Source organism: Kitasatospora sp. NPDC001527 (assembly GCF_040298605.1).
Lineage (GTDB): Bacteria > Actinomycetota > Actinomycetes > Streptomycetales > Streptomycetaceae > Kitasatospora.
The window spans coordinates 180578-199459 of record NZ_JBEPAM010000003.1; the positions used below are offsets into that span (position 1 = coordinate 180578).

Annotated in this window: 28 protein-coding genes; 20 read left to right on the forward strand and 8 right to left on the reverse strand. The window is 71.8% G+C overall.

From position 1 onward, the window contains the following. Positions 1-3: 3 nt before the first annotated feature. The 4 genes from ABT238_RS04450 (at position 4) to ABT238_RS04465 (ending at position 2560) form a co-directional block, all read left to right on the forward strand. Positions 4-735, forward strand: a complete 732-nt coding sequence (locus tag ABT238_RS04450) for a hypothetical protein (RefSeq protein WP_350755512.1) — start codon at positions 4-6, stop codon at positions 733-735. A gap of 83 nt (positions 736-818) precedes the next feature. Beyond that, entirely contained in the window at positions 819-1955 is a 1137-nt protein-coding gene (locus tag ABT238_RS04455; RefSeq protein WP_350755513.1) for a peptidoglycan-binding protein, read from the forward strand. Between the two features lie 54 nt (positions 1956-2009). Further along, positions 2010-2240, forward strand: a complete 231-nt coding sequence (locus ABT238_RS04460) for a hypothetical protein (protein WP_350755514.1) — start codon at positions 2010-2012, stop codon at positions 2238-2240. After that, complete coding sequence (locus ABT238_RS04465; RefSeq protein ID WP_350755515.1) at positions 2237-2560, forward strand: hypothetical protein; 324 nt, start codon at positions 2237-2239, stop codon at positions 2558-2560. The genes ABT238_RS04460 and ABT238_RS04465 overlap by 4 nt, the downstream gene beginning before the upstream one ends. An 86-nt stretch (positions 2561-2646) precedes the next feature. Here ABT238_RS04465 and ABT238_RS04470 read toward each other — a convergent pair whose 3' ends face one another. Together ABT238_RS04470 and ABT238_RS04475 are read right to left on the reverse strand one after the other, a co-directional pair. Then, positions 2647-2850: a DUF397 domain-containing protein gene (locus tag ABT238_RS04470; protein WP_350755516.1), complete on the reverse strand. Its 204-nt coding sequence runs from the start codon at positions 2848-2850 to the stop codon at positions 2647-2649. After that, positions 2843-3679, reverse strand: a complete 837-nt coding sequence (locus ABT238_RS04475; RefSeq protein ID WP_350755517.1) for a helix-turn-helix domain-containing protein — start codon at positions 3677-3679, stop codon at positions 2843-2845. The genes ABT238_RS04470 and ABT238_RS04475 overlap by 8 nt, the downstream gene beginning before the upstream one ends. A 158-nt stretch (positions 3680-3837) precedes the next feature. Between ABT238_RS04475 and ABT238_RS04480 the strand changes: the two genes are divergently transcribed. The 7 genes from ABT238_RS04480 (at position 3838) to ABT238_RS04510 (ending at position 8317) form a co-directional block, all read left to right on the forward strand. After that, a complete protein-coding gene (locus tag ABT238_RS04480) occupies positions 3838-4329 on the forward strand; it encodes a hypothetical protein (RefSeq protein ID WP_350755518.1) in 492 nt (163 codons plus the stop codon). After that, a complete protein-coding gene (locus ABT238_RS04485) occupies positions 4326-4598 on the forward strand; it encodes a DUF7848 domain-containing protein (protein WP_350755519.1) in 273 nt (90 codons plus the stop codon). The genes ABT238_RS04480 and ABT238_RS04485 overlap by 4 nt, the downstream gene beginning before the upstream one ends. After that, positions 4595-4819, forward strand: coding sequence for a hypothetical protein (locus ABT238_RS04490; protein WP_350755520.1), 225 nt, complete (start codon positions 4595-4597; stop codon positions 4817-4819). The genes ABT238_RS04485 and ABT238_RS04490 overlap by 4 nt, the downstream gene beginning before the upstream one ends. Beyond that, entirely contained in the window at positions 4816-5058 is a 243-nt protein-coding gene (locus ABT238_RS04495; RefSeq protein ID WP_350755521.1) for a hypothetical protein, read from the forward strand. Before ABT238_RS04490 ends, ABT238_RS04495 begins: the two co-directional genes overlap by 4 nt. A gap of 595 nt (positions 5059-5653) precedes the next feature. Beyond that, complete coding sequence (locus ABT238_RS04500; RefSeq protein WP_350755522.1) at positions 5654-6007, forward strand: hypothetical protein; 354 nt, start codon at positions 5654-5656, stop codon at positions 6005-6007. 152 nt (positions 6008-6159) lie between these two features. Further along, on the forward strand, positions 6160-7164 hold the full coding sequence (locus tag ABT238_RS04505) for a radical SAM protein (protein WP_350755523.1): 1005 nt from the start codon (positions 6160-6162) through the stop codon (positions 7162-7164). A 22-nt stretch (positions 7165-7186) separates the two neighbouring features. Beyond that, positions 7187-8317 carry a methyltransferase domain-containing protein gene (locus ABT238_RS04510; RefSeq protein ID WP_350755524.1) on the forward strand — a complete coding sequence of 377 codons (1131 nt, stop codon included), beginning with the start codon at positions 7187-7189 and terminating at the stop codon, positions 8315-8317. 55 nt (positions 8318-8372) lie between these two features. On the opposite strand, the gene ABT238_RS04515 is transcribed toward ABT238_RS04510, so the two are convergent. Continuing rightward, entirely contained in the window at positions 8373-8615 is a 243-nt protein-coding gene (locus tag ABT238_RS04515) for a GntR family transcriptional regulator (RefSeq protein ID WP_350755525.1), read from the reverse strand. Between the two features lie 158 nt (positions 8616-8773). On the opposite strand from ABT238_RS04515, the gene ABT238_RS04520 reads away from it, so the two are divergent. Continuing rightward, a complete protein-coding gene (locus ABT238_RS04520) occupies positions 8774-9181 on the forward strand; it encodes a hypothetical protein (protein WP_350755526.1) in 408 nt (135 codons plus the stop codon). Beyond that, positions 9181-9414, forward strand: coding sequence for a hypothetical protein (locus ABT238_RS04525; protein WP_350755527.1), 234 nt, complete (start codon positions 9181-9183; stop codon positions 9412-9414). Before ABT238_RS04520 ends, ABT238_RS04525 begins: the two co-directional genes overlap by 1 nt. A 103-nt stretch (positions 9415-9517) precedes the next feature. Here ABT238_RS04525 and ABT238_RS04530 read toward each other — a convergent pair whose 3' ends face one another. Continuing rightward, a complete protein-coding gene (locus tag ABT238_RS04530; protein WP_350755528.1) occupies positions 9518-9910 on the reverse strand; it encodes a GNAT family N-acetyltransferase in 393 nt (130 codons plus the stop codon). A 245-nt stretch (positions 9911-10155) separates the two neighbouring features. On the opposite strand from ABT238_RS04530, the gene ABT238_RS04535 reads away from it, so the two are divergent. Then, the gene (locus tag ABT238_RS04535; protein ID WP_502891392.1) at positions 10156-10362 is read left to right on the forward strand and encodes a GNAT family N-acetyltransferase; all 207 of its coding nucleotides are present in this window, start codon (positions 10156-10158) and stop codon (positions 10360-10362) included. A 3-nt stretch (positions 10363-10365) separates the two neighbouring features. On the opposite strand, the gene ABT238_RS04540 is transcribed toward ABT238_RS04535, so the two are convergent. Beyond that, complete coding sequence (locus ABT238_RS04540; protein WP_350560328.1) at positions 10366-10494, reverse strand: hypothetical protein; 129 nt, start codon at positions 10492-10494, stop codon at positions 10366-10368. Positions 10495-10830: 336 nt separating this feature from the next. Between ABT238_RS04540 and ABT238_RS04545 the strand changes: the two genes are divergently transcribed. The 5 genes from ABT238_RS04545 to ABT238_RS04565 all read left to right on the forward strand — a co-directional run bounded on the left by ABT238_RS04545 (position 10831) and on the right by ABT238_RS04565 (position 14631). Continuing rightward, positions 10831-11694 (forward strand): helix-turn-helix domain-containing protein, encoded by an 864-nt coding sequence (locus tag ABT238_RS04545; RefSeq protein ID WP_350755529.1) that lies wholly within the window; start codon positions 10831-10833, stop codon positions 11692-11694. Further along, positions 11691-11882 carry a DUF397 domain-containing protein gene (locus ABT238_RS04550; protein WP_350560332.1) on the forward strand — a complete coding sequence of 64 codons (192 nt, stop codon included), beginning with the start codon at positions 11691-11693 and terminating at the stop codon, positions 11880-11882. Before ABT238_RS04545 ends, ABT238_RS04550 begins: the two co-directional genes overlap by 4 nt. A 13-nt stretch (positions 11883-11895) precedes the next feature. After that, positions 11896-12087 carry a DUF397 domain-containing protein gene (locus tag ABT238_RS04555; RefSeq protein WP_350560334.1) on the forward strand — a complete coding sequence of 64 codons (192 nt, stop codon included), beginning with the start codon at positions 11896-11898 and terminating at the stop codon, positions 12085-12087. Between the two features lie 259 nt (positions 12088-12346). Continuing rightward, a complete protein-coding gene (gene metG / locus ABT238_RS04560) occupies positions 12347-14077 on the forward strand; it encodes a methionine--tRNA ligase (RefSeq protein ID WP_350755530.1) in 1731 nt (576 codons plus the stop codon). 200 nt (positions 14078-14277) lie between these two features. Beyond that, positions 14278-14631: a DUF6087 family protein gene (locus tag ABT238_RS04565; protein ID WP_350560338.1), complete on the forward strand. Its 354-nt coding sequence runs from the start codon at positions 14278-14280 to the stop codon at positions 14629-14631. Positions 14632-14676: 45 nt separating this feature from the next. On the opposite strand, the gene ABT238_RS04570 is transcribed toward ABT238_RS04565, so the two are convergent. Together ABT238_RS04570 and ABT238_RS04575 are read right to left on the reverse strand one after the other, a co-directional pair. Next, positions 14677-15591, reverse strand: a complete 915-nt coding sequence (locus ABT238_RS04570) for a class I SAM-dependent methyltransferase (protein ID WP_350755531.1) — start codon at positions 15589-15591, stop codon at positions 14677-14679. A 28-nt stretch (positions 15592-15619) separates the two neighbouring features. Continuing rightward, the gene (locus tag ABT238_RS04575) at positions 15620-16594 is read right to left on the reverse strand and encodes an NAD(P)/FAD-dependent oxidoreductase (protein WP_350560342.1); all 975 of its coding nucleotides are present in this window, start codon (positions 16592-16594) and stop codon (positions 15620-15622) included. A gap of 213 nt (positions 16595-16807) precedes the next feature. On the opposite strand from ABT238_RS04575, the gene ABT238_RS04580 reads away from it, so the two are divergent. Then, positions 16808-17866, forward strand: coding sequence for an aldo/keto reductase (locus tag ABT238_RS04580; RefSeq protein ID WP_350755532.1), 1059 nt, complete (start codon positions 16808-16810; stop codon positions 17864-17866). Positions 17867-17951: 85 nt separating this feature from the next. On the opposite strand, the gene ABT238_RS04585 is transcribed toward ABT238_RS04580, so the two are convergent. After that, a complete protein-coding gene (locus tag ABT238_RS04585; protein ID WP_350560346.1) occupies positions 17952-18866 on the reverse strand; it encodes an imine reductase family protein in 915 nt (304 codons plus the stop codon). Positions 18867-18882 lie beyond the last annotated feature (16 nt).

Below are 18882 nucleotides of genomic sequence, written 5' to 3' on the forward strand. Positions count from 1 at the left end.
CCGTTGGCCGCGATCCCGCAGGATCTTCTCGACCGCATCCGCACCCTCGAACGGCAGGTGCGCGAGCTCTCCGGCCGGGCCCAGACCCGGCCGGCCCTCGACCGCATCCAGCACGGCCCCGTCGTGATCGGCGAAGGCGGAACGCTCACCGTGCAGGACGCCGACGGCACCCCGATGGTCTACATCGGCGACCTCGACATGCCCCGGCCGAACGGCGCCCCACAGTACGGCGTACTGATCTCCCGCGAAGACGGCACCCTCGCGCTCGCCATGTTCTCCGGCGGAACGCAGCCTCAGGGCCTCGACATCTACGACAACCGCGGCAACACGATCTTCACCGAAGACCGGGTCAACGGCGGGCTCGCCGTCCCCTACCTGCACACACCGTTCTATCCCGACGGGGACCTCGACCGGTACGCGCGCACGCAGTCAGGCAGCCCGGAATCACTGTGGACCGCCCCGCACGTGCGCTATCACCCGATGCTCACCGTGGCCGCCTACGCCGCGAGCGACGTCGGAACCACCGGTGCCGCGCAGGTCTACGTCGACGGCCAACCCTGGGGCGAGCAGCACAACCTCAACTCGGGCGACTGGATCTACGTCACCGACGGCCCGAAGCTCTGCCCCGGCAAGTACGGCGACATCACCCGAGTTGAGATCCGGGCATGGCGCACCGGCGGCGCCGGCAACGTCTACACCTGCGCCGCCGGCGCCATCGGTACACAGACCCGCTAGAGCCCCAACCCGCAACCACCCCAACACCGTTCGCCCCGCGGCCCACCGGCCCCGGGGCTTTCCCATGTCTGGAGACACCCCTGATGTCGTGGTACCCCGGCGCCGAAAAGATCGAGCTGCAGCCCGAGAGTGACCAGCAGCCGGCCATCACCCCCACGCAGTTCATCCTTCACTCGATCGCCGCGGAGTGGGGGCCGCACCGGATCTTCGAGTACTGGCGCGACTCGACGAACCTCGAATCGCACTTCGGGCTCGGCTACCGGGGCGAACTCGGCCAGTTCATCGGGACCGGCACTCGCGCGGACGCGAACGCGTCCGCCAACCGCAGGAGCGACGGCACCGGTGCAGTCTCGATCGAGACCGAGTCCAACAGCGAGCACACGGACCCGTGGACGCCCGAGCAGGTCGAGCAGCTCGTCGCCCTGGGCGTCTGGCTCCACCACGAGCACGGCATCCCCCTGCGCATCTGCCGCACCCCGGACGACCCCGGCTACGGCTACCACCGGCTCCACCGGTCGTGGTCGACCACCGGCACGGCCTGCCCCGGCGACGCCAGGGTGAGCCAGTTCCACGACATCGTGTTCCCGCGCATCGTCGCCCGGGCGACCGGCACCGAACCCGACCCGGGCCCGGCGCAGCCGGCGCCCGACCCGCAGCCGGCCGGGCCCGCCCGTTACCGGGTGACCATCGGCGGACTGGAGTACGGCTACGGCGCGCACGGGCCGCACGTCCGGCAGGTCGGCGAAGCGCTCGTGTCCGCGGGTCACGGCAGGCACTACGCCGTCGGCCCGGATGAGGACTGGCGGGACGCCGACACTCTGAACTACTCGGAGTGGCAGCAGGCGCTCGGCTACACGGGGAGCGACGCCGACGGGGTGCCGGGCGAGCAGTCGCTGCGGCGCCTGCTCGGCGGCGCACTGCCGGGCGAGCAGGCGGCCGTCGACCCCGACCAGGTGATCGCCGCCGCCCACCGTGACCCCGGCCTCCCGCAGGGCGGCACCACCTACCCGGACGCCGTCCGGGTAGTCGAGGCCGCGCTCGCCGACGAGGGCCTGCTCGACCGGCAGTGGTCCGGCGACGGCAGTTTCGGCTCGCGCACCGTGGCGGCCTACGCCGCGTGGCAGCGCTCCCTCGGCTACTCCGGCGCCGCGGCCGACGGCATCCCCGGCCGCGCTTCCCTCGAACAGCTCGGCGCCCGGCGCGGCTTCACCGTCCGCTAACTCACCCGCCCGGGGCCAGCCGGCCCCGGGCACTCACCGACAGGAGGCACCCCCTTGACCGACGCCACCCGGCGCACCATCCGCACCGGCCTGCAGGCCCTGCTCGGCCTGCTCGCCGCACTTCCCCTGCTCGTCTCCACCGCCGGCATCCCCGAGACGCTGCCCGGCATCGCGGTGGCGCTCACCGTGGCCGGAGCCGTCACCCGCGTGATGGCCCTGCCTGTCGTCGAGCAACTGCTGCCCGCGTGGCTGCGCACCCCGCCGAAGGAGGACGACGCCCAGTGAGCGACCCCACCGGCCGGCTCGACGACATCCTGCTGTGGGCCGGCGCGGTGGTCACCCTCTCCGCCGCACTCGGCCTCATCTGGCGCGCTACCCGCGGCGCCCGCCGCCTTGCTGCCAAGGTCGAGGAAGTCGTCGACGACTGGACCGGCGTGCCCGACCGCCCCGGAGTACCCGGCCGGCCCGGCGTCATGACCCGGCTCGACAAGATCGAGCACAAGCTCGCCGCCGTCGAGCACGAGCTGCACCCCAACAGCGGCAGCTCGCTCCGCGACGCCGTCGACCGCGTCGACCAGCGCACCGCCCACCTCGACCCCCCGTAGGACAGCGCAGCGCCCCCTGTACCGGCACGTAGCCGGTACAGGGGGCGCTTTCGTCGTAGAGCGAGGCATCGGGCAGCGCCCATGAGTCAGACGGCGCCGAACTCTCCAGACCGAACGGCCGTGACGAAGGCCGTCCACGCGTCGGCGGGGAAGACCAGCACGGGGCCCTCGGGGTCTTTGGAGTCGCGTACGGGGATCGCGTGAACGGCGCCCTCGGCGACTTCGACGCAGTTCCCTCCCTGAGTGCTGTACGAGCTCTTGTGCCAAGTAACGCTACGTAGATCATCCATGCTCAAAGCCTCTCCGCACGTCTCGAATGAACTCGATGCTCGCTGCCCGGGACAACGCCTCGACCTGAAGGTGATCGTACTCAGTGACCCACTCAGCCAATGTGTCCGGATCACGTTCGAGGTAGCCGCGCCGCTGCGTCTCGCCATACCCCACGATGACCCTACCCGCCATGGTCAGCAAGGTAATTGGGTGCCCAAATGGTCGGTTCTCGCCTGCCGATGTAGGACAGACCTGCACAACATAGCGGGGGCGAGAAGCTAGTTCCTCCAGGTGCCTGAGTTGCTCCACCATCACGTACCGGCCGCCGATCGGTCGCCGCAGCGCCCCCTCGTCTATCACCGCGTGAACAAGCGGCGCAGGGTCCCGAAGCAGGGTCTGCTGCCGGAGCAGAACCTTCTCGATGCGCTCGTCAGCCTGCTGCTGCGTTGCCGTCCCCCGCCGGACGGGCGCCTCCTGGAAGGCCCTGCTGTACTCGGGGGTTTGAAGCAGGCTCGGAACGATGTTGATCTCGAACAGCTGCATCGCGACCGCCTTACTTTCGTGACGGAGGTACTCGGCGAAGCCCTCGAAAAGAACCCGTCCACCCGACGTGCTCCACTCCCTGAGGAACTGCTCGCCAGACCCGAACGCGCGGTCAAGTTTAGTTACAAATCGTTGACTTGGTTTCTTTCGGCCGTTCTCAAGGGCCGAGATGTACGACGATGTGCAGCCAACCAGCTCCGCAAGATGTTCCTGCGTCCAGCCGCGCGCCTCGCGCGACATGCGAAGCAGTACGCCGAACTCGGCATCTTGATCACCCCGGGGGGTCGGTTCGTGCTTGCTCAGCAAGATTCATCCCACCAATCTAACCAATTTGGACTGGTTGATAACTGCGCCAGCCTAGAGGACAGTTGGGCGCCCTGGTAGCCGTCGAGTTACGGAACGGAGTCACCCCCATGGCGCGCAGACGCACCCCCACGCCCCCCACGAAGCCGAAGGGGCCGGCGGTGGCCGAACCCCGGTCCCTGCTCGACGACCTGCGCAGCACCGAACACGCGGCGGCGCTGCTCGCGCTCGCCGAGCTGATCGGGGCGACCAAGTCGGCCGGGGTGGTCCTGCCGTCACTCGAAGTGGAGCTGCCGGCCCGGGGCCGGACGGATTTCCTGATTCAGCTCGGCGGGGTACCCCCGGAGACGGCGGCGCGACTTGCGGTCGTGATCCTCGCCGGGGCCGCCGCCCTCGCCGCCAAGAAGCCCGCGGGTACCGTCACCCACCTGTGGGCGCCGGCCGTGGGTGATCTGGTGGTGGACACCATGGTCGACAGGGTCGGCGAGTTCCGGGGCCTGGACGACTCCGGCGCGTGGCTGCTCGCCCCGCCGGCCGGTGGCTCGCCGTGGCCCGCGGACCCCTCCGGGGTGCGCGTGGCGGGTCCGAACGACCGGATTCGAGCCGAGTCCGCACAGGCAAATGCCCGAAGCCACAAGGCGGTTGGCGGATGAACCCCAACCCGTTCCGCCGGCGCAGGGCCTACCGGTTCCTGGTGTGGGCGTTCGGGACGGACCCCGACCGCGTAGAGATCCACCTGGTCTACTGCGAGGGCGAGGACGACACCGGGCGCCCGTGCGGCGCGGACTCGGGCGAGTGCTCGGATGAGGACGTCGCGCGCGCCTGGCCCTTCGAACACGCGAAGCGCTTCCCCGAGCACCGCAGCTACGGACAGCTCTCCTACTACCCGAAGATCATGGCCCCGACGGAGGAACCGGCGTGAAGCACAAGGTTCTGGCCAGCGCCCTGGTCGTCGTGGTCGGCGGCGCCCCCGCCGCCCTGGTCGTGCTCGCCGCCGTGCTCGCTCCGTCGCGGCAGACCGCGGGGGTTCTGTGCTTCGTCGCCTTGGCGCTCGCCATGATCGGGACCGTCTACGGACCCGGGTGGGCCGAGCACTGCCAGCACCGAAGACAGGTGCGCGCCCGACGACGAGCCGGCTCGTGACCACCGAGACCGGCATGCTCCCGACGGTCCCGGACGGCCTTCGCTGGGAGGCTGGCTGGTGCTACCCCTGCGGCATGATGCGGGACGTGACGCCGATCCCCGCGATCGGTCGACGCACGATCCTCACCGTGTGCCGCTGGCACCACGGCCAGTACGCCCAACGCTTCCGCCGCACCTTCCAGCTCGCCCCTTGGTACGGGGCCCTGTCCCGGCACCGCGACCGCGCGCCGGGCACCTGATCCCCCGGGACGTCCTCCCTCGCCCCGGGTACCCCGCCGTTCCGCATGCGGCGGGCGCGTGCGGAACGACGCACGCCGGTCGCCCTGGTCCTGACCTTGTCGGGAATCAGGCCCGGGCGACCCCAAGACCCCCGGCGGCACCTGCGGGCCACCGGGCGTTCAACCCCCGCCCCGGTGACGGGAAACGATGGACCCGGACGACCGGGGCGGGGCCGCGCACCGGGAACCGCTGCTCACCCCGGGACGCCCAACAACTCCCGCTCCGGACGCTGGTTGAGGTCCATTCCGTCCGGAGCGGGGCACGACCCCGCACCACCGCTCGCAACCCCGAGGGCGGTCCCGGTGCGGGCCGGTTCCGGGGCGGGGTGGGTCCGCACCGGAACCCGCCGCTTCCTGCGCTGTCATGGCAGACGGACAGGGAGCGGCATCAACGACCCCCGTCCCGGCAGGTATGACCCGGTGGTGGGCCGGCCGGGACGGCCCGCACCAGCGACCGGAGGCTGTTCCGGTCGGTGGAGCCCGGTCCCGTCCGGCCGCAGCAGAACCCCCGTTGCAGCCGGACGGGACCACCAGGACCACACGAGAGAAAGTGATCATGCCGTTCCCGAGGGCGACCTACACCGAACCGGTTGTTCCGGCGCCTGCCGAGCCCGACGAAGACAACACCTGGTATCGGCTGTTCGAAGACGAGGACGAGGACGCCGCCCGCCGGTGCCAGTGCCCGTACCGGGCGTACCGCGGGTGTGTCGACGGTCTCGGGCTTCCGCCCCTCGGGAGCCTGTACGTCCACCCCGACGGGCGGCGCGGGATGCTGGTCCGGCGGGTGCGGAGGCACGACCCGATCACCCTCACCATCGTGCAGACGGCCGTGCAGTTCGAGCACGTCAACGGCGACGGGACGCGCGCCGTCTGGTCGCTGAAGTGCGCGGGACTGAGTCCCGCGGAGTAACCCCACAGACCCCCGTCCCGGTCACCAGTCACGTGACAATGACCGACCGGGACGGGCCCGAACCACCCAACTCTCTTCTCTACGATCAGGAAGGGGTCCCAGTGACAACGCTCCTGGAATCGCCGGTCAGTGGAACGCTGAGTGTCCCGAAGATGATCGAGTTGGAGCTCACCGGAAAGTGTCAGCTCCAGTGCGCGCACTGCCTGTCCGACTCGTCGCCGAGCGTCCCCCACGGCGAGATGACCCTCGTCGACTGGTGCAGCGTGATCGACCAGGCTGCCGAGCTCGGAATCGCCAAGATCCAGCTGATCGGGGGCGAGCCGACGACCTTCCCGGGATGGGCCGAGCTCGTTGACCACGCCCTGAACAAGGGGCGGCTGGTCGAGGTGTTCAGCAACCTGTACCACGTCACCGGCAAGGGCTGGGAGGTGTTCTCCCGCCCCGGTGTCAGCCTGGCGACGTCGTACTACTCGCCGAACCCCGGTGAGCACGACCGCGTCACCCTGGTCGACGGCAGCCACAAGCGGACCCGCGCCAACATCGCGGAAGCCGTGAAACGCGGCATCCCGATCCGCGCCGGAGTCGTGGGCGTCCACGACGGACAGCTCGAACAGCTGGCGGTCGACGAGCTGCGCGCACTCGGCGTCCAGCACGTCACGCTCGACTTCGCCCGCGGCGTCGGCCGGGCCGCGAAAGCCACCCCCACCGTCAACGAGCTGTGCGGCAACTGCGGCCGCGGCCGGCTCGCCGTTATGCCGGACGGGTCGATCTCCCCGTGCGTGCTCGGGCGCTGGATGAAGCCGGGGCACGTCAAGAACCCCGGGGGAATCCGCGCCGTGCTGGAGAGCCCGGAGTGGGCGGCTGTGGTCGCGAGCATCCCCGAGCGGAAGCTCGCCACGCTCAACGGGTGCCCGCCGAACGACTCCAACGACTGCAACCCCGCCAACAGCCCCGCCTGCAACCCCGCGTACGACTTCGCGCCCGTCACGCTCGGCGGGTGCCCGCCGAACGACTCCAACGACTGCAACCCCGCCAACAGCCCCGCCTGCAACCCCGCGTACGACTTCGCGCCCGTCGCCCTCGGCGGGTGCCCGCCGAACGACAGCCAGGAGTGTGCTCCGTCGTCCGCTCCGTGCAACCCTGCCTTCGGTCTCTGAAGTCCCAAGGAGGGCTGAGCAGATGGAATGGCGGCATCACGCAGCAGAGTTGGCGAAGCGCGTCACCGATCCGGATTCCCGGTGGCGCGCCGCCGTGGAGAGCATCCCCCGGCATCAGCTGATCCCGAAGTGGTGGGAACGGTCGGCGGACGGGTGGACGCTGCGGACGGGCAAGGACGACCCGCAGCAGTGGGCGGCGGTCGCGTACGGCAGCGAATCGGCGGTGACCAGCGTCGGCGGACTGCACGCCGACCACGCCGAACCCGGCGACCAGCCGACCGGCCTGCCCACCTCGTCGGCGACCCTCGCCGCGCTCGTGATCAAGATGCTCCGACACGGACGCATCGGCGACGGGCACCAGGTCCTCGACGTGGGCACCGGTGCCGGCGGGCTGACCGCCTACCTCGCACACCGCATCGGCGACCTGAACGTGACCAGCGTCGACGTGGACCCCTACCTCGTGGATGCGGCCCGAGACCGCCTCGCCGACCTCGGCCTGCACCCCACCGTCGAAGCCGTGGACGCAACCGGCCCGCTCCCGGGCGAGTTCGACCGCATCGTCTCCACCGTCGGAGTGCGGCCCATCCCGCAGTCCTGGCTCGCCGCACTGCGCCCGGGCGGCCGACTGGTCACCACCATTCGCGACACCGCGCTGATCCTCACGGCGTGGCGGACCGACGACGGCGGAGCGGTCGGCCACATCGAACGGGACTGGGCCGGGTTCATGGGCACCCGACATGATGCCGACTACCCGCCCGGCCCGGTCGCGCTGTTCGAGACGGCACGCGAAGCCGAGGGCGAGGTCGTCACCACCGGCCGCTATCCCGTGGCGGACGTACGCAACGGCTGGGAGACGTGGTCGTTCCTGTCCGTCTCGGCGCCCGGCATCGAGTACGACTACGAGGAACGAGACGGGCAGCGCACCGCCTACATGGTCCACCCGGACGGATCATGGGCACGAGCAACCGCCCACCGCTTCGAACCGCCCACCGTCCACCAGGGCGGCCCCCGCCAGCTCTGGACCGAGCTGGAACGCATCCGAACCCGAAGCATCGTCGAGGGCGGCCTGCCCCTGTACGGCTGCACCGCCAAGGTGACCCCGGACGGCAAGATCCACCTGTCCCGCGGCCGCTGGTCGGCCGAACTCGGATAGCCGCCCCCCCCCGGGAGCAAAGATCAGGCCCCGCCGGCCGACAAGTCGGCGGGGCCTACTTCTCCTCGCCGAACGCCCCCGTGATGAAGCTGCCCATACCGTGCTCGGTGCGAACGACACCGAGCCGACGCAGCTCTGCCATCGCCTTGCCCATGGTCACCCGAGTAACCCCGAACTCGATCTCAAGATCGGTAGCCGTGATCCGCTGGCCCGGCACGTAGAGACCAGAGGCAACGCGGGATCTCACCTCGGCGACGATCTGCGGCCACTTCGGGCGGCTGGCATCGAACTCGAACACAGGAGGACCGTACACGCGGGAAGCGAAACACACCGTGACGAACCATGCAGATGTCTGTAGACACCTATAGCGGACCCCTGTAATTTCAGGCACAAGAAAGCCCCGAGGCCGCGCGAACGACCTCAGGGCAGAGTCAACAGCTATTAGGGAGCTGCGACGTGCGACACCTTACCGCCCTGCTCGAACTCCTCAGGGCCCTTCTCGCCACCGGCACCGGCCGCCACGGACGACCGTCCCCCTTCACCCCGATCCGCCTCGGAATCCTCGTCATACTCACCCGCACAATCGAGGCGCGACGCGAACCCGTGCGCGAACCGATCCAACCGAAGATCACCGGACAGTACTGCGCCCCGTGGGCGCAGCGAGAGAACCCGTGGGCCCTGCAAGAGGACGTCTACCAGGGGCCGACCGTCCGGCCGTTCATCGACCGTGACGGGTGGCTGGCCGAGCTCGACGAGATCGAGCGCCAGTACTCGCGCCGGGAAGCACTGGAAGCGGCTGCGGAGGGCCTGCCGGACACCGGATACACCTACCCGGGCGCGCACACCCTCGTCGGGGCCGCGTGATGGCTGCGAAGGTCTTCATCGTGAACCTGCCCGACGGCACCCGCCACGGCAACACCCGCGGACTCCGGCAGTGCCACGCCGAAGGGTGGTCCATCCTGGCCGGCGAGTACTGGGAGGTACGCCACGCGCCCCGCGCCCCGCGCGACCCCCGCCCGTGGACCGACGGCCTGCTCCGGTTCCGCGCGCTCGACTGCTGGGCCGTCCCCCCGCACCGCCGCAACGCGCGGCCCTAGAAGTAGCAGCACCAAGCGGCCCCCGTCCGGGATCATCCCGAACGGGGGCCGCTTGCCGTTCCGCCGCCGTGGCCAGTGCCCGTCTGATCAGGGGTGGACCCCCTCACATCACCCACGCTGAGTCATGCCGGGTGAAACCGATGTGGGGGTAGTAGCCAACAGCCGCCGGCGCCGCCAGCAAGATGATGTTCGCCTGGGGAGCAGCTTCCTTCGTTGCCCGAATCAGATCCCGACCAACGCCACGCCGCTGGAAGGCTTGATCGACCGCGAGGTCAGACAGGTACGTCGCGTACACGTGATCGGTCACGCTGCGTGCGATGCCGATCAAGCGCCCCTCAGACCGCGCGACCACCACCAGATTGGCCCCCCGGAGCATCGCGGCGAAGCGCTCACGATCCCCGACAGGCCGGCGGTCAGCGAGCGTCGAGGCTCGGTAGAGCTCGGCTACCTCCTCGATGTCGAGCTCGGCCCCGACAACAACCTCGCACGTCCACATGGGCACCCCTTGCTTGGGTCTTGCTGCAGCACATCAGCCGCGTTGACCGGGCCGAACATACCTGAGGCGAGCGTCTCCCAACATGGCAATTTGCCGTCTGACCAGGCAGGAAACCGCATCGGCCAAGAGCGGCACCCCCGAACCGTTGTTCACCGTTGCGGCCCGAACAGCAGTCCAGTAACGTGCGTCTCTAAACAAGGACTACGAAGCTCCTGCTGCTGACTCACGCGTTCGAGGTGTTGGGCATGGGTCGGGTGTTCTGGAAGACCGACGCGCTCAACGACCGCTCGCGCAGCGCGATCCTGCGGCTGGGCGCGCGGTTCGAGGGCGTCCACCGCCGGGAGAAGCGGCGCGCCAACGGCGTCTGGCGGGACACCGCGTACTTCTCGATGCTGCGCGAGGAGTGGCCGGACGCGCGCGCCCGACTGGAGCGGCGACCGGCCGCCGGCTGACCGCTACTTGTCGTTGCGGGGCGCCAAGTCCCGTTTGCCGGACCGCCGTTCCCGGGGCTGACGGGTCGCGATGATCTGCGCCACCACGCCGACGAAGACCACCGATACCAGCAGGCCCGTCAGCAACACCACGGCCATCAGCGATCGACCGCCGCCACGGCCGGCACCGCCTCGCCGCACACCCCGATGAGTTCCACACCCCAGTCATCGGCCAAAGCGGCGGCGAGGTCAAGCCCCCGAGCACGAGTTCGATCCGCTCCCGGTTCAAGCAACATCGACTGCCTCCAGTCCAGTTGAGGCGTGGAGTCGACTGCCGACGCGGGTCGGCCCCATGCCGACGACGCTAGGGTTCCAGGGGTAACAGTTGCTACCGCAGCTGGTGCACTTCACCCCATCGAGCTACTCGGTGGACCCGGTGTCCACGGGGCGGCAGACTGCACCGAAGGCACCGACCGAGGAGAGACGCGCATGCCACCACGCCTGTCGCCCAGCGTGCGCCAGCAGCGGCTCGGCTCGGAACTGCGCAGGCTGCGCGAGCATGCCTGCATGACGCCCAAGGCCATGGCGGCGGCACTGGGCACGGACGTCCCCAAGATCTCCCAGATGGAGAACGGGAAGTCCGGCATCAGCGCCGACCGCCTCCGCTCCTGGGCCGCCGCCTGCCGCTGCGCGAACCTCCCGCTCATCGAGGCCCTGACCCTGATGACCCAGGACCGCGGCAGGCACTGGTGGCACCACTTCCGCGGCCGGGTCCCGGCCGGCATGCTCGACATCGCCGAACTCGAACACCACGCCGAGTCGCTGCTCGTCCTGAACACGACCTCGATCCCCGGCCTGCTGCAGACCAGCCGGTACGCCGCCGCGATGTTCGCCCGGCTGCGTCCGCCGCTGCCGCGCCACGACGCCGACGTCCGGACCGCCTTCCGCACCGAACGCCAGCAGGTGCTCTCCGCCGGACGGCCGTTCACCGCGTTCATACACGAGGCCGCGCTACGGATGCAGTTCGGCGGCCCCGCCGTCCTCCGGGAACAGCTGGCCAGCCTGCTCGACGACGCCGAACGGCCCGGGGTCACCCTCCGCGCGATCCCCTTCAGCGTCGACACCTACCCGGGCTCGGGCGAGGACCTCTTCCTCGCCCACGGCCCGGTCCCCGAACTCGACACGGTGCAGATCGACCTCACCCAGGGGCCGCAGTTCATCGACTCGGAGGCGGACCTGGCGTCCTACCGCACCATCGTCGGCGAGTCCGACTCGCTCGCCCTCGGCCCTGAGGAGTCCCACGACTTCATCCGGCAGATCATGACGGACCTGGAAGGGCGGCAATCCCGATGACCGACTGGCAGAAGTCCTCGATGAGCGGCAACAGCAACCAGTGCGTCGAAGTACGGACCGCCGGCGGCCGCATCGAGATCCGCGAGTCCGACACCCCCGACTCCGTCGTCGTCACCACCCGCAAGACCTTCGCCCGGTGGCTCGAACGCGTCAAGCGCGGCGAGTTCGACCACCCCACCACCCCCTGAAGGAGCCCCTCCCATGGACACCTGGCAGAAGGCCGCCCCCGGCGGCGAGGGCGACGACGCCCTCGAAATCCGCACCGTCGACGGCATGGTCGAGATCCGCGACCCCAGGAACGACGCCGTCATCGTCCGCACCACCCCCCGCAAGTGGGCCGCCTTCGTCCTCGGCGTGAAGGCCGGCGAGTTCGACCACTTCGTCGAGCGCTGACCCGTCGCGCACGGCGCCGGGCCCGCGACCGGCCCGCCGGATCCCGGCGGGCCCCGCGGAAGGTGCCCGGCGGCGGGGAAATGGGCGCGAGGGGGCGGGGTGGGCTTCGATAGGATTGGCGGGCCCACAGTGGAACGTCGCTCTGGCCGGCAGCCCGGGAGGCGGCATGTGTGGCCGGTTCCCCTCGCCGCCCCAGACCCTGCGCCCGCGCGGCACTCCGGGACAGGGGTGCGAGCGGGAGAAATCGGAGCATCCGAGGATGGCTCGGCACCTGATCACCAGCGCCCTTCCCTACATCAACGGGATCAAGCACCTGGGCAACATGGTCGGGTCCATGCTGCCGGCGGACGTCTACTCCCGGTACCTGCGCCGGCGGGGCCACGAGGTGCTGTACATCTGCGCGACCGACGAGCACGGGACGCCGGCCGAGCTGGCCGCGCAGGAGGCCGGGCTGCCGGTGGCGGAGTTCTGCGCGCGGGCGCACGAGCAGCAGAAGGCGGTGTACGACGGCTTCCGGCTGTCGTTCGACTACTTCGGCCGCAGCTCCTCGCCGCAGAACCGGGAGATCACCCAGGAGATCGCGCGCGAGCTGCACGCCAACGGGTTCATCGAGGAGCGGGCGATCCGCCAGGTGTACTCGAACGCGGACGGCCGCTTCCTGCCGGACCGGTACATCGTCGGCACCTGCCCGCACTGCGGCTACGACAAGGCGCGCGGCGACCAGTGCGAGAACTGCACCCGCGTCCTGGACCCGACGGACCTGCTGGAGCCGCGCTCGGCGATCAGCGGCAGCGCGGACCTGGAGGTGCGGGAGACCACGCACCTGTTCCTGCTCCAGTCGAAGCTCACCGGGCAGGTGGAGGACTGGGTCGCCGCGCACGCCGACGAGTGGCCGGTGCTGGCCTCCTCGATCGCCCGCAAGTGGCTGACCGAGGGCCTGCAGGACCGCGCGATCACCCGTGACCTGGAGTGGGGTGTGCCGGTGCCGGCCGACGTCTGGCCGGAGCTGGCGGCCGCCGGCAAGGTCTTCTACGTCTGGTTCGACGCGCCGATCGAGTACATCGGCGCGACCAAGGAGTGGGCGGACGCGGCGCCGACGGGCGAGCTGCGGGACTGGAAGTCCTGGTGGTACGAGGCCGACGAGACGGTCCGCTACACCGAGTTCATGGCCAAGGACAACGTCCCGTTCCACACCGTGATGTTCCCGGCGACGATCCTCGGCTCGCGCAAGCCCTGGAAGAAGGTCGACTACGTCAAGGCCTTCAACTGGCTGACGTACTACGGCGGGAAGTTCTCCACCAGCCAGAAGCGGGGCATCTTCACCGACGTCGCGCTGGAGCTGCTGCCGGCCGACTACTGGCGCTACTTCCTGATGGCGCACGCGCCCGAGTCGGACGACTCCAGCTTCACCTGGGACCACTTCGCCTCGGTGGTCAACAAGGACCTCGCCGACACCCTCGGCAACTTCGTCAACCGGGTGCTGTCGTTCAGCCGCAAGCGGTTCGGCGACGACGTGCCGGCCGGGCACGGGGCGGGCGAGGCGGAGGAGCGGCTGGGCGCGCAGATCGCCGAACTGCTGGCCGACTACGAGGCGCAGCTGGACGCGCTCAACTTCCGCAAGGCGGCGCAGAGCCTGCGCACCCTGTGGAGCGCGGGCAACGCCTACCTGGACGAGAAGGCGCCCTGGCTGCAGGTGAAGACCGACCCGGAGGCGGCGGCGCTGACGCTGCGCACGGCGATGAACCTGATCCACCTGTACGCGGCGGTCTCCGAACCGTTCATCCCGACGGCGGCGCAGGCGATGCGCGAGGCCTTCGCGCTGCCGGCCGACGCCCCGGCGCGCACCCGCGCCTGGGTGGACGCGGACGCCGCGCGGGCGCTGGACGCGGTGCCGGCCGGGACGCCGTTCACGGTGCCGCCGGTGCTGTTCGCGAAGATCACGGACGAGGACCTGGCCACCTGGTCCGAGCGCTTCGGCGGCGGCGAGTAGCGACCGGACGCAGCCCCGCTCGGCCGTCTCCCCACCGGGGAGGCGGCCGAGCGGCGTTCGGGGGCGGTCGGCCGAGCCGCGTCCGGAAGGCCGCCGAGCCGGCCGTCCATCGGCTTTTCACCCGATCGTGGAATCGCGGTGCCCGGGCCGGATCGGCAAGACTGACCGTCCCCGACCGACACCCGAGGGAGGTGCCGACGATGGCCGCCGAGGACGACCCGTGGGCCGAAGAGCCCCTGGACGACGAGCCGTTGGCCGACTGGTACGCCCGGCGGGCGCGCCGCCGCCGGGCCCCGGGGACACGGGACGCGATCACCCTCGCCCCCGGGCCGCGGCGCGGGACGCACCTCTTCCAGGACGTGCCCCGGCTGGTGGTCGAGTGGGACGGCCACACCTGGCAGCCCGTCGCGGTGGCCGAGAACTACGCCGAGGCCTATCCGCTGATCGTCCGCACCGGACCGGCGCCCGGGCCGCGGGCACCGTTCCCGCAGGAGGACACGCCCGTCCCGCTGCTGCGCCGGGGAACCGGCCGGCACCGCAAGCCGGACCGCTGACGCCCGGCCGCACCACCGCGTCCCCCACCTGTCGGGTCGGAACGGCTAGCGCGACCCGGCCGCGCGGGCGGTGTGCACGGTGAGGGCGGTGAGGTAGAAGGCGTCCGGTCGGGACAGGATGCCGGTGGGGGCGTCGCGGTCCAGCAGGGCGTCCAGGGCGGCGAGGTCGGCCTCGTCCAGCAGGTCGGCCAACTGCTCGCGGCGGCGGGCGAGCTGGACGTGCAGGAACTCGCGGGCCGGGGCGTCCAGCGGCGCCGGGCGGTCGACCAGGAAGGTCCGGGTGCCGCTGGGGACCAGGCCGGCGGCGGCCAGCATGGCCGGCCAGTCCTCGACCACCGCCACCGTGTCCGGGACGGACTCGCGCATCGCGGTGAAGGCGTCCTCGTGCGCCGCGTCCAGGCGGGCCTGGAGGCCGGGGCGGCCGAGGCCGAGGTCGCGCGGGAGGTAGCGGGCCGGCAGGCCGCGTTCGGCGACGGCCAGCAGGCCGCCCGGGCGCAGGGTGGCGGCCAGCGCGGTCAACGCGGCCTGCTGGTCGCCGAGATGGTGGATCGCGTTGCCGGACCAGACCAGGTCGGCGCTGCCGAGCGTGCCGAAGTCGGCGGGCAGGTCGGCGCGGTGGGTGCCGACGCGGCCGGCCGAACGGGTGCGGGCGCGCTCCAGCAGGGCCGCGGACTGGTCGACGGCGACCACCTCGGCGGCCGGGAAGGCGTCCGCGAGCAGCCCGGCGATCACGCCGGGGCCGCTGCCCACGTCCAGCACCCGGCGCACGGGGGTGCCGTCGAGCAGCCCGCCCAGCCACCGGGCGGCCCCGGTGACGGCCGGGGCCTGGAGTTCGGCCTCGCGCTCCAGGTGGACGGCGAGGGCGTCCCAGTCGAACTCGGCGTCCTGGCCGTGGTGGTGGGCGTGGTCGTGGGTGTGGTGAGCGTGCGCGGGGCTGTGGGTGTGGGTGTGCCGGGTCATCGGGACTCCGTCCTCTCAGTGGGTCGGCTCAGGCCGCGGCGGCGAGGGCGTGCTCGACGTCCTCGTCCACCAGGTCGTGGTTCAGGGCGAACGCCGCCGCGGCGCCCGCGCCGGCGGCGGTGACCACCTGGGCGCGCGGGTCGGCGACGTTGCCCACCGCCCAGACCCCGGGCACGCTGGTGCGGCCGACGCGGTCGGTGGTCACCCAGCCCTGGGTGTCCCGTGCGCAGTCCAGGCCGAACAGCAGGGCGTCCCGGGGCACCAGGTGCGGGAACAGGAAGACCGCCTCGCGCGGCACGGCCGTTCCGTCCGCCAGCTCGACGCCGCGCAGCCGGTCGCCGGCGACGACCACCCGCTTGACCTCGCCCTCGACGACCCGCACGCCCCGGGCGGCGAGCCGGACGCGGTCCTCGGCGGACGGCTCCAGGGTGTGCGCGAGGAGCACCACGTCCGCCGACCACTGGCGCAGCAGCAGTGCCTGCTGCACCGCTCCGGGGTGGGTGCCGAGCACGCCGAGCGGGCGGTCACGGACCTCGTAGCCGTGGCAGTACGGGCAGTGCAGCACGTCGCGGCCCCAGCGCTCGGCCAGGCCGGGCAGCTCCGGCAGGCCGTCGCGCAGTCCGGTGGCGACGACCACCCTGCGGGCCCGCAGGGCCGGGCCGCCGGCCAGGTGGACGTCGAAGGCGGGGTCCGGCCCGGGCACCGGCTCGACGTGGTCCACCCGGGCGTCGAGCAGGTCGACCCCGTAGCCCGCCAGTTCGGCGCGGCCGGTCTCCAGCAGCGCGCCCGGGGCCATGCCGTCCCGGGAGAGGAAGCCCCCCATCCGCTCGGCCGGGGCGTTGCGCGGCTGTCCGGCGTCCACCACGGCCACCCGGCGGCGGGCCCGGGCCAGCACCAGGGCCGCGTTCAGACCTGCGGCGCCGCCGCCGACCACCACGACGTCATGGCCGGCGGCGGGGATCTCGGGAACGGTCCCGTTGCGTGTGTCGCTCACGGCGATCACCTCCACCGCCAGGCTGCGCCGACCACCGGACCGCGGGCAACTTTCGTTGCTGTTTCGGCAACGGCCGCCCGGAGCGGCCCGCGGTGCGCCGCCGAACGCCTTGCGCTGGAGTCCACTCCAACTCCTAGGGTCGGCGACCGAATCACCGAACCGCACGCACCGCACACCGCACACCGCACACCGCACACCGCACACACCCAAGGGGACACCACCATGCGCTACCGCACCCTCGGCGGCACCGGCATCGAGGTCAGCGCCTACTGCCTCGGCACGATGATGTTCGGCGCGGTCGGCAACCCCGACCACGACGACTGCGCCCGGATCATCCACGCCGCGCTCGACGCGGGCGTCAACTTCGTCGACACCGCGGACATGTACTCGGCCGGCGAGTCCGAGGAGATCGTCGGCAAGGCCCTGCAGGCCCGCGGCGACCGCGACGACGTCGTGCTCGCCACCAAGGTGCACTTCCCGATGGGCGAGGGCCGCAACCGCAGCGGCAACTCCCGCCGCTGGATCGTGCGCGAGGTCGAGGAGAGCCTGCGCCGGCTGCGCACCGACCGGATCGACCTCTACCAGGTGCACCGGCCCGACCCGGCCACCGACATCGAGGAGACCCTCGCCGTCCTCGGCGACCTGGTGCGGACCGGCAAGATCCTCGCCTTCGGCTGCTCGACCTTCCCGGCGCACGAGCTCGTCGAGGCCCACCACGTCGCCGAGCGGCGCGGCCTGCCCCGGTTCCGCACCGAGCAGCCGCCGTACTCGCTGCTCGCCCGGGGTGTCGAGCGCGACCTCCTGCCGACCGTGCGGCGGCTCGGCATGGGGGCGCTGACCTGGTCGCCGCTCGCCTCCGGCTTCCTCACCGGCCGCTACCGCAAGAACCGGCCGATCGACCTGGGCAGCGGGCGCGCCGCCCTGATGCCGGCCCGCTTCGACCCGGCGCTGCCGGTCAACCAGGCCAAGCTGGACGCCGTCGAGGAGCTGACCGCCGTCGCCGAGGACCTCGGCCGCACCCTGCCCGAGCTGGCCCTCGCCTTCCCCCTCGCGCACCCGGCGGTCACCTCGGTGATCATCGGACCGCGCACCCTCGGCCAGCTGGAGGCCGCCCTCAAGGGCGCCGACCTCGTCCTCGACGACGCCACCCTGGACCGCATCGACGCGATCGTCCCGCCCGGCACCGACGTCTACCCCCCGGACGGCGTCTGGCTGCCCCGCTCCCTCACCGACCCCGCCCTGCGCCGCCGCCTCCCCGCCGACCGCCCGGCGGCCGGCTGACCGGCGGCGGGCCGGAGCGGCGGCGGGCCGGAGCGGACCGAACCGGCGGCGGCCCGAACCGGACCGACCGGCCGCCGCCCGGCGGCTACGCCCGCAGGAGGTCGATCACACCGGTGAGGTCCTCCGCGCCGTGGCGGGCCGGGTCGGCGGCGAGGCGGCGCTGCATCAGCTCGAAGTAGGGCGTGAGCAGTTCCGCGCTCACGCCCTGCTCCTCGGCGGTGCGCAGGAACGTCGGCACGCCGGCGACCTGCATCGCCAGGTCGGAGACGACGCCCCCGGTGTAGTCGCCGGCCGCCAGCCGCCCGGCGGTGGCCTCGACCGAGCCGGTCATCGCGGTGAGCCAGGAGGAGAGCAGCGGGGCCAGCGCGCGCGGGTCGACGGACTCGCCGCGGACCAGCGCGAAGGCGTGCGCGACGCCCGCGAACATGCCGTACATCGCGCTCAGCAGCGCCACGTCGTGCAGCGCGGCGAAGCCGGCGTCCTCGCCCACGTAGCGGGTGCCGGCCGGGGCCGCGAGGGTCGCCCGGTGCTCCTCGAAGAGCTCCCGCGAGCCGCTGTAGAAGACGTACGGACCGGCCTGCGGGACGCCGATCATCGGCGGGACGGCCATGACGCCGCCGTCCAGGTAGCGGGCGCCGCGCGCGGTCACCCGGGCGGCGCGGGCGCGGGCCGTGCCGGGGGTGCTGGTGACCAGGTTGACGACGTCCCGGCCGGTGAGGTCGACGCCGTCCAGCGCCTCCTCCACCGAGGCGTCGTCGAGCAGGCAGACCACCACCAGCCGGTTGGCGGCCACCGCCTCGGCCGCGCTGGCGGCGACGGCGGCGCCCCGGGCGGCGAGCGGTCCGGACCGGGCTGCGGTGCGGTTCCAAACGGTCAGCGGATGCCCGGCGGCGAGCCAGGCACCGGCCAGCGCGGTGCCCATCGCACCGAGGCCGAGCAGGGTGAGCGGGGTCTTCACGAGGGAGTCGGCCGAAAGGGCGTCAGCGGTGTTCCGTGTCATGCCGATCAGCCTCGTT

What these genes read in the sequence shown, in the direction of transcription:
- ABT238_RS04455 (WP_350755513.1), top strand. Translation starts at nt 819, where the DNA reads ATGTCGTGGTACCCCGGCGCCGAAAAGATCGAGCTGCAGCCCGAGAGT.
- ABT238_RS04470 (WP_350755516.1), bottom strand. Translation starts at nt 2,850, where the DNA reads ATGGATGATCTACGTAGCGTTACTTGGCACAAGAGCTCGTACAGCACT.
- ABT238_RS04485 (WP_350755519.1), top strand. Translation starts at nt 4,326, where the DNA reads ATGAACCCCAACCCGTTCCGCCGGCGCAGGGCCTACCGGTTCCTGGTG.
- ABT238_RS04500 (WP_350755522.1), top strand. Translation starts at nt 5,654, where the DNA reads ATGCCGTTCCCGAGGGCGACCTACACCGAACCGGTTGTTCCGGCGCCT.
- ABT238_RS04505 (WP_350755523.1), top strand. Translation starts at nt 6,160, where the DNA reads ATGATCGAGTTGGAGCTCACCGGAAAGTGTCAGCTCCAGTGCGCGCAC.
- ABT238_RS04510 (WP_350755524.1), top strand. Translation starts at nt 7,187, where the DNA reads ATGGAATGGCGGCATCACGCAGCAGAGTTGGCGAAGCGCGTCACCGAT.
- ABT238_RS04525 (WP_350755527.1), top strand. Translation starts at nt 9,181, where the DNA reads ATGGCTGCGAAGGTCTTCATCGTGAACCTGCCCGACGGCACCCGCCAC.
- ABT238_RS04530 (WP_350755528.1), bottom strand. Translation starts at nt 9,910, where the DNA reads ATGTGGACGTGCGAGGTTGTTGTCGGGGCCGAGCTCGACATCGAGGAG.
- ABT238_RS04535 (WP_502891392.1), top strand. Translation starts at nt 10,156, where the DNA reads ATGGGTCGGGTGTTCTGGAAGACCGACGCGCTCAACGACCGCTCGCGC.
- ABT238_RS04545 (WP_350755529.1), top strand. Translation starts at nt 10,831, where the DNA reads ATGCCACCACGCCTGTCGCCCAGCGTGCGCCAGCAGCGGCTCGGCTCG.
- ABT238_RS04550 (WP_350560332.1), top strand. Translation starts at nt 11,691, where the DNA reads ATGACCGACTGGCAGAAGTCCTCGATGAGCGGCAACAGCAACCAGTGC.
- ABT238_RS04555 (WP_350560334.1), top strand. Translation starts at nt 11,896, where the DNA reads ATGGACACCTGGCAGAAGGCCGCCCCCGGCGGCGAGGGCGACGACGCC.
- metG (WP_350755530.1), top strand. Translation starts at nt 12,347, where the DNA reads ATGGCTCGGCACCTGATCACCAGCGCCCTTCCCTACATCAACGGGATC.
- ABT238_RS04565 (WP_350560338.1), top strand. Translation starts at nt 14,278, where the DNA reads ATGGCCGCCGAGGACGACCCGTGGGCCGAAGAGCCCCTGGACGACGAG.
- ABT238_RS04570 (WP_350755531.1), bottom strand. Translation starts at nt 15,591, where the DNA reads ATGACCCGGCACACCCACACCCACAGCCCCGCGCACGCTCACCACACC.
- ABT238_RS04580 (WP_350755532.1), top strand. Translation starts at nt 16,808, where the DNA reads ATGCGCTACCGCACCCTCGGCGGCACCGGCATCGAGGTCAGCGCCTAC.
- ABT238_RS04585 (WP_350560346.1), bottom strand. Translation starts at nt 18,866, where the DNA reads ATGACACGGAACACCGCTGACGCCCTTTCGGCCGACTCCCTCGTGAAG.